This is a genomic window from Paraburkholderia sp. CNPSo 3272, from assembly GCF_024206495.1.
Classification (GTDB): Bacteria; Pseudomonadota; Gammaproteobacteria; order Burkholderiales; family Burkholderiaceae; genus Paraburkholderia.
Genome location: NZ_JAMBPQ010000037.1, coordinates 27,696 through 40,713, shown reverse-complemented (window position 1 = coordinate 40,713; position 13,018 = coordinate 27,696). Strand labels below are relative to the sequence as shown.

The following is a 13,018-nucleotide window of genomic DNA, read 5'->3' as shown; positions in this document are numbered from 1 at the left end:
CCGGCCTGCGGCGCTCGACAACGCCATTTGCCCATCAGGCGTATCGTTGCGCCTTTGCAATATTGCTGGAGATCCTGTCGTGACTGCATCATCGGGCGCCCCGAGCACTTCCGCGCCCTCCGCCGTTCCGTACATCGAACGCGGCACCCCCGCATTCTGGCGCGCAAGCCTCGCGCTGCTGTTCGCCGGCTACGCAACCTTCTCGCTTCTCTACTGCGTGCAGCCGCTCCTGCCCGCGTTCTCCCAAACCTTCGGCGTGAGCCCGGCGCAGAGCAGCCTCTCGCTCTCGTTCACCACGGCCGCGCTCGCCGTTGCGATCTTCGTCGCGGGCTTCGTCTCCGAAGGCTGGAGCCGGCGCGGCATGATGACTGCGTCGCTGTGCGCCTCGTCGCTGCTCACGCTCGCCACCGCCTTCGTGCCGCACTGGCATCAGCTGCTCGTGCTGCGCACGCTCCTCGGCATCGCGCTCGGCGGCGTGCCCGCGGTGGCCATGGCCTGGCTCGCCGAGGAAATGCACCCGGACGGCCTCGGCCTTTCGATGGGCCTCTACGTCGGCGGCACGGCTATCGGCGGCATGGCGGGGCGCGTGATCACGGGCATCGTCACCGACTTGTTCGGCTGGCGTGCGGCCGTGGCCGTGATCGGCGTGCTCGGACTCGCCTCCATGTTCGCGTTCCGCTCGCTGCTGCCGCCCTCGCGCCACTTCGCGCCGAAGAGCGGTCTCGGTTTCGCGCATCGCCGTGCGGCGCTGCTGCGCCATTTCGCGCGGCCGGGCCTGCCGATGCTGTTCGCCATGGGCTTCGTGCTGATGGGCAGCTTCGTCACGCTCTACAACTACATCGGCTACCGGTTGATCGCGGCGCCCTATCACATGAGCCAGACGGCCATCGGCGCGATTTTCCTCGTCTACCTGACGGGCGTGGTTGCCTCGCCGTGGTCGGGCCGCATGGCCGACACGTTCGGGCGCGGCCGCGTGCTGATCGCCAGTCTCGCGCTGATGCTCACGGGCGTCGTGCTCACGCTGTTTGCGCCGCTCACGGCGATTGCGGCGGGCATTGCCTGCCTGACCATCGGCTTTTTCGCGGGGCATGCGGTGGCGAGCGGCTGGGTCGGCCGCCTCGCGCGCGAAGCGAAGGGCCAGGCCGCTGCGCTTTATCTGCTCGCCTACTACCTCGGCTCGAGCGTGATGGGTTCGATCGGCGGGCACTTCTGGGCAGGCGCGGGCTGGGGCGGCGTGGCCGGGCTCGTGATCGTGCTGCTGGTCGTGGGGCTCGCACTGGCGCTCACGTTGCGCGGGCGCGAGAGCGCCGGAGTGGCCTGAACCCGCGAAGCGGCCGCCGCGGCATGCAACCTGCGCGCTCGCGCCCTGTGTGCTGCGCGGCACTGCAATCGAAAGGCGTCCGTAATATTCAGACGACTCGCGATTTGCAGGCCGCACGCATCGCACAGCCGCGGCACTCCGCCTCTGGCGGGCTTTTGCGGCGCGGCATCTGCTTCACCGCGAGCCGGACGGCGCACACGCGCGCCGCCGCGCTCGCCGCCCTCACCTATACTCGATTTCAGGCCCGGGGCCGCAGCGGCATGCCAGTGGCATGGCGACGAGAACGACAACCACTGCGAGCCTTCGTCGCCCATACGATACGCAACCCCTGCATGGGGCCGGAGTCAGGGCCGAAGCACTCACTCCGGATCGACAGGAGACGAGCATGCAAGGTTATTTCACGATCGGCGATTTCGTGATGATCATCCCGATGGCCCTCGCCGGCGCGCTCTTTCTCGGCGCCGTGCCGTGCGCGACGGAATTCAGACACAACACGCTGCGCGTGATCGGCGCGCTGATCGGCGTACTCGCGGCCGTTGCACTCGTCGAGACACTGCCGGCGCTGATGTAGCGGACGTTTGCCGTACGCGTCGTACGCACGGCGCTTCGCGATGCGCCGACGCTACCCAGCGCCGAAGCGACCAAGCGACAAAGCGACCAAGCGGCATCCTCGCGGCTCGAAGCGCCGCGGCTTGCGCGCACGTGCGCCACTCGCTCGTCCCCTCTCTCAGCCAGGATCCACGCCCGGCTGTAGGCCCTTGAACTGACGCAACACAGCGGCAAGATAGCCCGTTCGCGGGGCCACGCCTGCGGCCTCTTCGGCGTGCACGAGCGCGGGCAGCGCCGTCCACGGCAGCGTCGGATGCAGATGATGCTGGCGATGCAGATGATGATTCATCAGCATCACGCCCAGCGCGCGCGGCACGCGAAAATCCCGCGCGCGTCCCGGTTCGTCGAGCGCGACGCCGTAGTGCGGCAGGTTGTCGGCAAGCGAGAGCCACAGTCCGCGCAGGTACATCGCCGCGAGCAGCACGGGCCAGGCCTTGCCGTAGAGGGCGAACGAAGCCGCATAGAGGGCGAGCGACGCAAGCCAGTCGCGCCGCGCCCGGCGGCGCCTCACGGGATCGGTGGCGTGGTTCGCGAAGAGCCGCTGCACCTGCACGCCTTCGCGGCCATGCGCACCCACGCCGCGCTCGATGATCGCGCGCGCGAGCCGCCCCGGCATGAACGCCAAGAGCGGCAGCAGCAATTCGGCGAGGTAGAGACCACCCATCAGCCGCCCGTAGTACGCCACGCGACGACGCCAGCGCGGGCCGCTCGCGTCGTGCGTGTCGTGCACATCGGGCCGGTCGAACGGCTCGCGCGTGAAGCGGTGATGCATCAGGTGTCCGAAACGCACGGCGTCGAATGGCATCGCCAGACCGATCGAGAGCGCGCGGGCGAGCCGCTCGTTCACGCGCCGCTCGCGCGCCAGTTGTCCGTGTATGCCTTCGTGAATGAGGCCCCAGTGGATCGGCGTGGCGAGCACGACGGGCGCGAGCGTCGCCAGCAGGGCGAGCGTCGGTCCGCCCGCCGCGTCCAGCAAGAGCGGCAATCCGATGAGTTCGTAGCTAAGCGCCGCGAACGCGACCGCGAACAGCGCGGCGTTCATGCGGGCCGCCGTTGACGGCTGGGGTGAGTGGGTTGGCCGCCTGGCGGGTTCGGCGCGGGTGGCGGACGGGGAAAGCGCTTCGGATTCGGCGCTCAAGAACTCCATGGTGATTCCTCGCGGCAAAGGCTGCCGCGACGTTAGCAGGGCCACATGACAAAGCGAAGAACGGCCCGCCGTGCGGCCACGGCCGATGTAAGGCCTATCGTCCGCGCATAAAAAACCGCCTCGCGAGGAGGCGGTTCTTTGCACCGGGAAGCAGGCAGAAGCGTGTCGCTCAGATGGGCTGATCGGTCGACGGCTTCTCCCACAGGTTCACGCCGCCTTCGGTCGCATAGCGGTCGATCTCCGCGAGTTCTTCCTTCGAGAACTCGAGGTTCTTCAACGCCGCGACGTTCTCGCGCACCTGCTCCGCGCGGCTCGCGCCGATCAGCGCCGAGGTCACGCGGCCGCCGCGCAGGGTCCAGGCGATCGCCATTTGCGCGAGGCTCTGCCCGCGGCGCAGCGCGAGGTCGTTGAGCTTGCGCACGTGCTCGATGTTCTGCTCGCTCAGGTGCTCGCTCTTGAGCGAGCCGCCGCCCGGGCGGTTCACGCGCGCGTCTTCGGGCACGCCGTTGAGGTACTTGTTCGTTAGCACGCCCTGCGCGAGCGGCGTGAAAGCAATGCTGCCCGTGCCAAGGTCCTCGAGCGTGTCGAGCAGTTCTTCCTCGACCCAGCGGTTGAGCATGTTGTACGACGGCTGGTGAATGAGCAGCCGCACCTTGTAATCGGCGAGCAGCCTCGCCATTTCGCGCGTCTTCGCGGGCGAATACGACGAGATGCCGACATAGAGCGCCTTGCCCTGCTGGACGGCCGTGGCCAGCGCGCCCGCCGTTTCTTCGAGCGGCGTTTCCACGTCGAAGCGGTGCGAATAGAAGATGTCGACGTAGTCGAGGCCCATGCGCTGCAGGCTTTGGTCGAGGCTCGCGAGCACGTACTTGCGCGAGCCGCCGCCCTGGCCGTAGGGACCCGGCCACATGTCCCAGCCGGCCTTCGACGAGATCAGCAACTCGTCGCGGTGGGGACGGAAATCTTCCTTGAAAATGCGGCCGAAGTTCGTTTCGGCGCTGCCGTACGGCGGCCCGTAGTTGTTCGCGAGGTCGAAGTGCGTGATGCCGAGATCGAACGCGGTACGCAGGATGTCGCGTTGGGTCGAGATCGGCGTGGTGTCGCCGAAGTTGTGCCACAGACCGAGCGACAGCGCGGGCAGCTTGAGCCCCGACTTGCCGCAAAAGCGGTACTGCATGTCCGAATAGCGTTCTGAGGCTGCTTCATAAGCCATGGTCTGAATCCTCGGCGAAAACGGGAAGTGAGCAAAAAGATGGGCGCGACGCTCGCGTGAGGCAGCTATGTTAGCCAATCCGCCCAAGCCGTGCAGATGTCCACTATGCGGGAATGGCGATGGAGAGCGCGTGTCAGGCAGCGGAAAAACCGCGCCCTGGACGCGCCGCGGCCACTCGCCTACACTGCGGCGTCCATCCCTTGCGAGAGGTTGTTCATGGCCAAAGCGATTTCGATCGCGCTCATCGCCTGCGGCGTCGTCCTGTTGTACTTCGGCGGCCAGTCGCTCCATTCGTTCGCGAACGACATGTGGCGCCTCTTTACCGGCGCGCCCACCAACCGCACGATCCTCCTGATCGGGGGCGGCATCGCCGCGACGCTCGCGGGCATCACCGGGCTCGCGATGTCGGGGCGTCGGCGCTAGGCGCAAGCACGAAAAGCCTCGGCTTAGAACTTCACCTCAGGCTTCGACGCCGAGCGCGTGCCCGGCAGCGGCACGTTGCTCGCGCCGTGATAGGTGTACACCAGCGAAAACTTCACCTGATCGCTCTGGTTTTGCCCCGCCGAGTGCAGCGTGTTGCAGTGGAAGAAGACCACATCGCCGGCGGCGAGCGTCGGGGCGATGGCGCGATCGACCCACGCCTTATTCTCGGGCAGGTCGGCGCGGAAGAATTTCGCGGCGTCGAAGTTGTCCGAGGTGAACGGCGCGTCGTGCGAGCGCGGCACGAACCATAGACCGCCGTTTTCCATCTTCTCCGGCCCGAGCGCAAGCCAGACCGACACGAGGTCGTCGCGCTCGAACGACCAGTAGCGCACGTCGCGGTGCCAGCCCGTCAGGCTGCCGTAGTGCGGGTGCTTCGTCATCATGCAGTTGTGATGCGCGCGCGAGAGCACCGGCTCCTCGCCGAAATACAGCTCCATCCACCCCGCTATTTCCGGCGACGTGGCCCATTCGCGATACAGCGCGTGGCGCGAATAGGCGTCGAGCAGGCGCCGCACCGTATGGCCGCCAGGGGCATCCTTCGATTCTGGCGCGCCGGGATAGCGCAGATCGGCTTCGAATTCGAGCGGAGCGGCGGCTGCCTGCAACTGCTCCTGCGCAACGCGCTTCATCGCCTCGCAGCGCTCGGGCGAAACGAGCCCCGGCACGACCACGAAGCCGCGCTCGCGCAGCGCCTGCACCTGTTCTTTCTTTGAATGGACTGACATGGGACTTCCGTTATGCGATCTCGATGCGAGCAAGGGCCGCAGCCTGCGTTCGTCGCTTCGTTAATCGAACAGGGCTGAGGCGTCGGCGCGCGCCGACTCATCGATTGTAAAGCGTGCGGGCACGGCGGGAAGGACCACGCGCTCACACGACGTGGCTCCATGCGCACCGCAAATCGAGCCGCACGCGAATGGCGCGCACGCACCGCGATGAGGACAAAGGGCGGGATCGTGTGCATCAAAGACGCGCAGGGCCGGGTATTAACCGACTTTCTGCGGTCATGATTCGCGTGTAGCCTGCCACGATGTTGTTTTACTTCGCCAAATTCTCATCGCACGCACGGATCGCCGTGAACGCCTTGCCACACAAGGCGCTCCAACAGAAGAATCCGTCCCGTCGCGTCCCACGCCGCGCCATGCGGCCTGTCTCCCGTCCATCCAGATCGTGACGCCCTGACAGACAGGCACGGTTGCTGCTCGACCACAGCGTCGCGCAAGGCGCACCTCGAACCCGATTGCTCAATCGCCATGCATACCTTCTTCAATTCTCAACGCATGACCCACGCCGCCCACACAGCCCTGAAAGCGGCGCGCCCCGCCCGCCGTCACCTCGTGCGCGCACTGCGACACCACGCCGCCCGCACCCGCGCGCTCACGCAACAAGTGCGCGAAGCGAAGCCCGTCGACAATATGCGCAGCTGGTTCCACTCGTTCTTCGCCGTGCTGCGCATGCGTTCGGGCTCGCGTCACTTCTCGCTGCGCACGCTGCTCTATCGTCCGAACGCGCCGCTGCGCACGCTCGCCGCGCCTTCCACGGTTCATGTGGCGCGCAGCACGCGCAAGCCGCGCCGGATGGCCGCGAGCAGCGAAGGCTGGTTCGGCTTTGCGATGCGCTGAGTCCCCGCGCGACCCACGCCGCGCGATCCGCAGAAAACAAAAACCCCGCATGGGCTTGCGCCCTGCGGGGTTTTTCTTCGCTATCTTCACTTAAGCCGGCGCGAGGCCGGCTTTCGCGAATGCTTACGCGACGGCTGCGCTCACCGGCTCCGTGCCGGCGGCTTCGGCCAGAGTCAGCGCCTTGTCGGTCGCTTCCCACGAGAACTCCGGCTCTTCGCGGCCGAAGTGGCCATAAGCGGCGGTCTTTTCGTAGATCGGGCGCAGCAGGTCGAGCATCTGGATGATGCCCTTCGGACGCAGGTCGAAGTGCTCGCGCACGAGCTTCGTGATGGTCGCGTCCGAAACCTTGCCGGTACCGAACGTGTTGACCATGACCGAGGTCGGCTCGGCTACGCCGATGGCGTACGACACCTGGATCAGGCAGCGCGACGCGAGGCCGGCGGCCACGATGTTCTTCGCAACATAACGGCCGGCGTAGGCTGCCGAGCGGTCCACCTTCGACGGATCCTTGCCCGAGAACGCACCGCCGCCGTGCGGGGCTGCGCCGCCGTACGTATCGACGATGATCTTGCGGCCCGTGAGACCGCAATCGCCCTGCGGGCCGCCGATCACGAAGCGACCGGTCGGGTTCACGAGGAACTTGATGTCGCCCTTGATCAGCTCGGCCGGCAGCACCGGCTTGATGACTTCTTCGATCACGGCTTCGCGCAGCGTGCCGAGGTCGATGTCCGGCGAATGCTGCGTGGAGAGCACGACGGTGTCGATGGCGTGCGGCCGGCCGTCGACGTAGCGGATCGTGACCTGCGACTTCGCGTCCGGACGCAGCCAGGGCAGACGGCCGTCGCGGCGCAGGTTCGACTGGCGCTCGACCAGACGGTGCGACAGGTGGATCGGCAGCGGCATGAGTTCGGGCGTTTCGTCGCATGCATAGCCGAACATCAGGCCCTGGTCGCCGGCGCCCTGGTCGAGGTTGTTGTCGTGCGCGCGGTCCACGCCCTGGGCGATGTCCGGCGACTGCTTGTCGTAAGCGACGAGCACCGCGCAGCCGCGGTAGTCGATGCCGTAGTCGGTGTTGTCGTAGCCGATGCGCTTGATGGTGTCGCGCGCGACCTGGATGTAGTCGACGTTGGCCGTCGTGGTGATTTCACCGGCCAGCACGACGAGACCCGTGTTGCACAGCGTTTCCGCTGCAACGCGCGAGTACTTGTCCTGCGTGAGAATGGCGTCGAGGATCGCGTCCGAGATCTGGTCGGCGACCTTGTCCGGATGGCCTTCGGAGACGGATTCGGAGGTGAAGAAATAGTCGTTTGCCACTTGTCTAGCTCCTTGTAGCTGGTGACGGTTGAGTTCACGTAGCCAGCTTCGGGAGCTTTGAAGCGGCGACGCTTTAGCGGAATTGCTGCCCGGTTGCCATGATTCGCGATCTATCACGCGTAGTTCACAGCCCACCGGCTTCGCCCCGCAAGTTGTCTATTAACTCGGCGAAGCCCTTATTATAGCGACTTCCTTAAATTGTCGCAGAGTACCCTCGCGTGCCGTTCGTCGCCTTCCCCACTGTTCGCAAGCCCTGCCGCGGAGTTGCCGCATGCTAGGCAAACTCGGCTCCCGTTTCGCCATCGGCCTGCTCAAGCTGTTCGCGATTCTGCCCTATGGCTTCGTCGCGCGTCTGGGCGACGGCCTCGGCTGGCTGCTCTACAAGATTCCGAGCCGGCGCAAGCGCGTCGTTCATACGAATCTGCGCCTGTGCTTCCCCGAGTGGAGCGACGAAAAGCGCGAGGAAGTGGCGGGGCTGCACTTCCGTCACGCCATTCGCAGCTACATGGAGCGCAGCGTGCAATGGTTCGCCTCGGCGAAGAAGCTCGAAAAAATCGTCGAACTCGATAGCGAGATCGATCTCACCGATCCGAACCTGCCGCCTACGCTCTTCCTCGGCCTGCATTTCGTGGGCATCGAGGCCGGCTCTATGTTTCTGAACTACTCGCTGCACCGGCCATGCGGCTCGCTCTACCAGCCGTTCTCGAACCCCGAGTTCGAAGCCGCGGCCAAGGCGGGACGCAGCCGTTTCGGCGCGGAAATGGTGAGCCGCGCGGACAGCGCGCGCGCCGTGCTGCGCTGGCTGCGCGACAGGAAGCCGGTGATGCTCGGCGCCGATATGGACTACGGCATGCGCAATTCCACGTTCGTGCCCTTCTTCGGCGTACCGGCTTGCACGCTTACCGCGGTGGCGCGTTTGGCAAAGGTGGGTCATGCGCAGGTCGTACCGTTCATCGGCGAGGTGTTGCCCAATTACAAGGGTTATCGGCTGAAAGTATTCAAACCTTGGGAAAATTATCCGACCGGTGACGACGACCTCGACGCGCGCCGCATGAATGCTTTTCTCGAAGAGCAGATTCCGCGCATTCCCGAGCAGTACTACTGGGTCCACAAGCGCTTCAAGACGCGGCCGCCAGGCGAGCCGAGCGTCTACAGCTGAACGGTGCGCACACGACCCGGGCCCGGGTTTTCGCCCGGGCCTCGCTTACAATAACGGCATGAAACTCAAATTCACCAAGATGCACGGCGCGGGCAACGACTTCGTCGTGCTCGACGGCTACAGCCAGGATCTCGCGCTCACGCCCGAGCGCGTGCGCGCGCTCGCCGACCGCCACTTCGGCATCGGCGCGGATCAGTTGCTGCTGGTTGAGAAGCCGACCGTGGAAGGCGTCGACTTCCGCTATCGCATCTTCAATTGCGACGGCGGCGAGGTCGAGCACTGCGGCAACGGCGCGCGCTGCTTCGTGAAATTCGTGCGCGACCGCAAGCTCACCGACTCGAACCGCGTGCGCGTGCAGGTGCAGAAGGGCACGATTACGCTCGTCGTGCAGGAAAACGGTGAAGTCGTCGTCGACATGGACCGCCCCGAGTTCGAGCCGGCGCTCGTGCCGTTCAACGCGAACGGCCTCGAAGGCCGCCGCGAAGGCAACGACACGCTCTGGCCGCTCGACGTGAACGGCGCACCGCGCTGGGTGTCGGTCGTCTCGATGGGCAACCCGCACGCGGTGCAGGTCGTCGACGACGTCGAGGCGTACCCGGTGGAGGCCGAGGGCGCGGTCATCGAAACGCATGCGCGTTTCCCGAACAAGGTGAATGCCGGTTTCATGCAGATCGTTTCGCGCCACGAAGTGAAGCTGCGCGTGTTCGAGCGCGGCGCGGGCGAAACGCTCGCGTGCGGCACCGGCGCGTGCGCGGCCGTGGCGGCAGGCATTCGCCGCGGGCTGCTCGACACGCCCGTGAAGGTACATACCCACGGCGGCCTGCTGACCATCGCCTGGGACGGCGCGCGCGACGAATCCGCCGCGCTCACCATGGCGGGCCCGGCCACCACGGTGTTCGAAGGCGAGATCGAGTTGGCCGACTAACGCGCACCATCGGCCTCATGCGGCGCGCGCCACGAGAGAACGTCGCGCCGCACGAATACGCAGCAACAATCAACCGCATGACAGCCTGCGCGCCGCCGTGCGCGCCTCACAACTACAACGCGTCCACAACATGAACGATCGCGAAGTTGCCGACTATCTGCTCGCCCACCCCGATTTTTTCGTTGAGCACGCCGAACTGCTCGCGACGATCAAGCTAGGCAATCCGCACGGCAAGGCTGCCGTCTCGCTGCAGGAGCGCCAGATGGAAATGCTGCGCGAGAAGAACAAGCATCTCGAGCGGCGTCTTTCGGAGCTGCTGCGCTACGGCCACGAGAACGATTCGATCGCCGCGAAGTTCAACCGCTGGACCACGCGCATGGTCGCCGAGCGCGACCCGTACGCGCTGCCGCGCTCGATCACGCAGAACCTGCGCGACGTGTTCGACATGCCGCAAGCCGCGCTGCGCGTCTGGGACGTCGCCGAGTCCTACAGCCAGGCGGAATTCGCGCGCCATACCGGCGAGGAAGTGCGTATCTTCGCGAATAGTCTCGACACGCCGTATTGCGGCGCGAACACCGGCTTCGAGGCCGCGCAATGGCTCGACTCGAGCGACGGCGCCGCCGAATCGGTTGCGATCATCGCGCTGCGCGCCCCCGCTGTGGCCTCGAACGACGCGCCAGTGGGCGAAGCTTTCGGGCTGCTGGTGATGGGCTCACCCGACCCGCGCCGCTTCCATGAAGGCATGGCCACCGACTTTCTCACGCAGATCGGTGCACTCGCGAGCGCGGCGCTCTCGCGCCTCTTGCCGCACTGACCTACCCAGGCCGCCCAACGTGAACCCGACCGACCCGATCGCCGACTACCTCGCGACGCTCGAACACGAGCGGCGGCTCTCGGAGCACACGCTGCGCGGCTACACGCATGAACTCGACGAGCTGAAGAAGCTCGCCAACGGCAAGCCGCTCGAAACGGTTACCCCCGCGCAAGTGCGCGGCGCGGTGGCGCGCGCGCATGCGGGCGGCCTCTCGGCACGCTCGATCGCGCACCGGCTGTCGGCCTGGCGCGCCTTCTATCGCTGGCTCGCGGGGCGCATCGAAATGGATGCGAATCCCGTGGCCGCCGTGCGTGCGCCCAAGCGCGCCAAAACACTGCCGAAGGCGCTTTCCGTCGACGACGCCGCGCATCTCATGGAAGCGCCCGCCATCGCCGGCTCGGAAGAAGGCGGCCCGGAAGCGCTGCGCGACCGCGCGATGCTCGAGTTGTTCTACTCGTCGGGCCTGCGGCTCGCCGAACTCGTGGGCCTCGACGTGCGTTACGTGAAGCGCGACGGCTACGAATCGGCGGGCTGGCTCAAGCGCGACGCCGCCGAAGTCGAGGTGCTGGGCAAGGGCAACCGTCACCGCATGGTGCCGGTCGGGCGCAAGGCGCTCGACGCGCTCGACGCCTGGCTCGCCGCCCGCAGCGCCTTCGTGAAGCACGACGACGCCCCGCTCTTTCTCTCCGTGCGCGGCAACCGCATGGCGCCCGGCGTGGTGCGCGAGCGCGTGAAACGCGCCGCCATCGCGGCGGGCATTCCCGCGAACGTGCACCCGCACGTGCTGCGGCACTCGTTCGCCACCCACCTGCTGCAGTCGAGCGGCGACCTGCGCGCCGTGCAGGAACTGCTCGGCCACGCGAGCATCTCGGCCACGCAGGTCTATACGTCGCTCGACTTTCAGCATCTCGCGAAGGTCTACGACACCGCGCATCCGCGCGCCAAGAAGCGCGACTGATACGCCACGGCACTCGCGCGACACCGCGCGATACAAGTGCCGTCACCCGGCATCGAACCCATCATGAATATCGTCACCCTCAAGCCGTCCAAAGAAAAATCCCTGCTGCGCCGCCATCCGTGGGTCTATGCGAACGCGATCGACCGCGTGGAAGGCAAGCCCACGCCAGGCGCCACGGTCATCGTGCGCGCGGCCGACGGCCGCTTTCTCGGGCGCGCCGCGTACAGCCCGCATTCGCAGATCCGCGCGCGCGTGTGGAGCTTCGACGAAAACGAACCGATCGATCACGCGTTCTTCAAGCGGCGCGTGCAGCGCGCCGTGGCCGACCGCCGCGCGATGGTGAGCGGCACGGGCGCGGTGCGCCTCATCTTCGGCGAGGCCGACGGTCTGCCTGGCCTGATCGTCGATTTCTACATCGAAGACGGCGGGGATGTTGCACAAAGCGGCCGCGGCCAGCTCGTGTGCCAGTTCATGGCGGCGGGCGTCGAGGCGTGGAAGGAGGCGATCGTCGCCGCGCTCACGTCGGCCACGGGCTGCCCTAACGTCTACGAGCGCTCGGACGTGTCGATCCGCGAGAAGGAAGGGCTCGAACAGATCACCGGCCTGCTCGCAGGCGACGAACCGCCGGCCACGATCATCACGAGCGAGAACGGCGTGCGCTATCACGTGGACGTGCGCAACGGCCACAAGACCGGCTTCTACGTGGATCAGCGCGACAACCGCGCGCTCGTGCAGACGTACGCGCGCGAGCGCGAGGTGCTCAACTGCTTCTGCTATACCGGCGGCTTTTCGCTCGCGGCCATGAAGGGCGGTGCGAAACGGGTGGTGTCGATCGATTCCTCGGGCGAAGCGCTCGCCACGGCGCAGAAGAACGTCGAGGCGAACGGCTTCGACGCAGCGCGCGCCGCCTGGCTAGACGCCGACGCCTTCAAGACGCTGCGCCGCCTCTACGACGAGGGCGAGCGCTTCGATCTCGTGGTGCTCGATCCGCCCAAGTTCGCGGCCTCGCGCGAGCACGTGGACCGCGCCGCGCGCGCCTACAAGGACATCAACCTCACGGGTTTCAAGCTGCTGCGCCCGGGCGGCCTGCTGTTCACGTACTCGTGCTCGGGTGCGATCGATTCGGCGCTGTTCCAGAAGATCGTGGCGGGCGCCGCCGCCGACGCCAGGGTGGACGCGCGTATCCTCAAGCGTCTTGGCGCGGGCGTGGATCACCCGCTGCTCACGGCGTTCCCGGAAGGCGAATATCTGAAGGGCCTGTTGTTGCAAATCGCCTGAGACGGCCTTACTTGTGCCCTTTCGGCGGCGCGCTGGAGCACCTTTCGAACCGCTCGTTCGCGCCCCGATTGTGTCTCGCCCCCGGCCGCCGCATGCGGGCCCGGCGCAGATATGTTTCAATAGGAAGTTATGTTGTAACACTCGAAGGCAGCGACAGCACGAAGCGGCGCGCCTGAAC

At 66.5% G+C, this 13,018-nt stretch carries 13 protein-coding genes; 9 read left to right on the top strand and 4 right to left on the bottom strand.

Annotated elements, in window-relative coordinates; all coding sequences use genetic code 11:
* Positions 1–79: 79 nt before the first annotated feature.
* Both M3I53_RS30315 and M3I53_RS30310 read left to right on the top strand, forming a co-directional pair.
* Positions 80–1,321, top strand: coding sequence for an MFS transporter (locus tag M3I53_RS30315; protein ID WP_254319486.1), 1,242 nt, complete (start codon positions 80–82; stop codon positions 1,319–1,321).
* A gap of 385 nt (positions 1,322–1,706) precedes the next feature.
* Entirely contained in the window at positions 1,707–1,892 is a 186-nt protein-coding gene (locus M3I53_RS30310; RefSeq protein ID WP_254319485.1) for a hypothetical protein, read from the top strand.
* Between the two features lie 156 nt (positions 1,893–2,048).
* Here M3I53_RS30310 and M3I53_RS30305 read toward each other — a convergent pair whose 3' ends face one another.
* Both M3I53_RS30305 and mgrA read right to left on the bottom strand, forming a co-directional pair.
* Complete coding sequence (locus tag M3I53_RS30305; protein ID WP_254319484.1) at positions 2,049–2,972, bottom strand: fatty acid desaturase; 924 nt, start codon at positions 2,970–2,972, stop codon at positions 2,049–2,051.
* A 274-nt stretch (positions 2,973–3,246) separates the two neighbouring features.
* Positions 3,247–4,290 (bottom strand): L-glyceraldehyde 3-phosphate reductase, encoded by a 1,044-nt coding sequence (gene mgrA / locus M3I53_RS30300; protein WP_254319483.1) that lies wholly within the window; start codon positions 4,288–4,290, stop codon positions 3,247–3,249.
* A gap of 216 nt (positions 4,291–4,506) precedes the next feature.
* Between mgrA and M3I53_RS30295 the strand changes: the two genes are divergently transcribed.
* A complete protein-coding gene (locus M3I53_RS30295) occupies positions 4,507–4,713 on the top strand; it encodes a DUF3185 family protein (protein ID WP_254319482.1) in 207 nt (68 codons plus the stop codon).
* 23 nt (positions 4,714–4,736) lie between these two features.
* On the opposite strand, the gene M3I53_RS30290 is transcribed toward M3I53_RS30295, so the two are convergent.
* Positions 4,737–5,498: a phytanoyl-CoA dioxygenase family protein gene (locus tag M3I53_RS30290; RefSeq protein WP_254319481.1), complete on the bottom strand. Its 762-nt coding sequence runs from the start codon at positions 5,496–5,498 to the stop codon at positions 4,737–4,739.
* A 525-nt stretch (positions 5,499–6,023) separates the two neighbouring features.
* On the opposite strand from M3I53_RS30290, the gene M3I53_RS30285 reads away from it, so the two are divergent.
* Positions 6,024–6,392 (top strand): hypothetical protein, encoded by a 369-nt coding sequence (locus M3I53_RS30285; RefSeq protein WP_254319480.1) that lies wholly within the window; start codon positions 6,024–6,026, stop codon positions 6,390–6,392.
* 123 nt (positions 6,393–6,515) lie between these two features.
* On the opposite strand, the gene metK is transcribed toward M3I53_RS30285, so the two are convergent.
* Positions 6,516–7,706 carry a methionine adenosyltransferase gene (gene metK, locus M3I53_RS30280; protein WP_028203182.1) on the bottom strand — a complete coding sequence of 397 codons (1,191 nt, stop codon included), beginning with the start codon at positions 7,704–7,706 and terminating at the stop codon, positions 6,516–6,518.
* 271 nt (positions 7,707–7,977) lie between these two features.
* Between metK and M3I53_RS30275 the strand changes: the two genes are divergently transcribed.
* The 5 genes from M3I53_RS30275 to M3I53_RS30255 all read left to right on the top strand — a co-directional run bounded on the left by M3I53_RS30275 (position 7,978) and on the right by M3I53_RS30255 (position 12,840).
* Positions 7,978–8,865, top strand: coding sequence for a lipid A biosynthesis lauroyl acyltransferase (locus tag M3I53_RS30275; protein ID WP_254319479.1), 888 nt, complete (start codon positions 7,978–7,980; stop codon positions 8,863–8,865).
* Between the two features lie 58 nt (positions 8,866–8,923).
* Positions 8,924–9,790 (top strand): diaminopimelate epimerase, encoded by an 867-nt coding sequence (dapF, locus tag M3I53_RS30270; protein ID WP_254319478.1) that lies wholly within the window; start codon positions 8,924–8,926, stop codon positions 9,788–9,790.
* A gap of 130 nt (positions 9,791–9,920) precedes the next feature.
* Positions 9,921–10,604, top strand: coding sequence for a DUF484 family protein (locus M3I53_RS30265; protein ID WP_254319477.1), 684 nt, complete (start codon positions 9,921–9,923; stop codon positions 10,602–10,604).
* Positions 10,605–10,623: 19 nt separating this feature from the next.
* A complete protein-coding gene (xerC, locus tag M3I53_RS30260) occupies positions 10,624–11,562 on the top strand; it encodes a tyrosine recombinase XerC (protein ID WP_254319476.1) in 939 nt (312 codons plus the stop codon).
* 63 nt (positions 11,563–11,625) lie between these two features.
* Positions 11,626–12,840 (top strand): class I SAM-dependent rRNA methyltransferase, encoded by a 1,215-nt coding sequence (locus M3I53_RS30255; protein WP_254319475.1) that lies wholly within the window; start codon positions 11,626–11,628, stop codon positions 12,838–12,840.
* Positions 12,841–13,018 lie beyond the last annotated feature (178 nt).

Bases quoted from the DNA above. Each gene is read 5' to 3' on its own strand.
- M3I53_RS30290 (WP_254319481.1), bottom strand. From the start codon at position 5,498: ATGTCAGTCCATTCAAAGAAAGAACAGGTGCAGGCGCTGCGCGAGCGC.
- M3I53_RS30295 (WP_254319482.1), top strand. From the start codon at position 4,507: ATGGCCAAAGCGATTTCGATCGCGCTCATCGCCTGCGGCGTCGTCCTG.
- M3I53_RS30305 (WP_254319484.1), bottom strand. From the start codon at position 2,972: ATGAACGCCGCGCTGTTCGCGGTCGCGTTCGCGGCGCTTAGCTACGAA.
- dapF (WP_254319478.1), top strand. From the start codon at position 8,924: ATGAAACTCAAATTCACCAAGATGCACGGCGCGGGCAACGACTTCGTC.
- M3I53_RS30255 (WP_254319475.1), top strand. From the start codon at position 11,626: ATGAATATCGTCACCCTCAAGCCGTCCAAAGAAAAATCCCTGCTGCGC.
- M3I53_RS30310 (WP_254319485.1), top strand. From the start codon at position 1,707: ATGCAAGGTTATTTCACGATCGGCGATTTCGTGATGATCATCCCGATG.
- M3I53_RS30285 (WP_254319480.1), top strand. From the start codon at position 6,024: ATGCATACCTTCTTCAATTCTCAACGCATGACCCACGCCGCCCACACA.
- mgrA (WP_254319483.1), bottom strand. From the start codon at position 4,290: ATGGCTTATGAAGCAGCCTCAGAACGCTATTCGGACATGCAGTACCGC.
- M3I53_RS30265 (WP_254319477.1), top strand. From the start codon at position 9,921: ATGAACGATCGCGAAGTTGCCGACTATCTGCTCGCCCACCCCGATTTT.
- M3I53_RS30275 (WP_254319479.1), top strand. From the start codon at position 7,978: ATGCTAGGCAAACTCGGCTCCCGTTTCGCCATCGGCCTGCTCAAGCTG.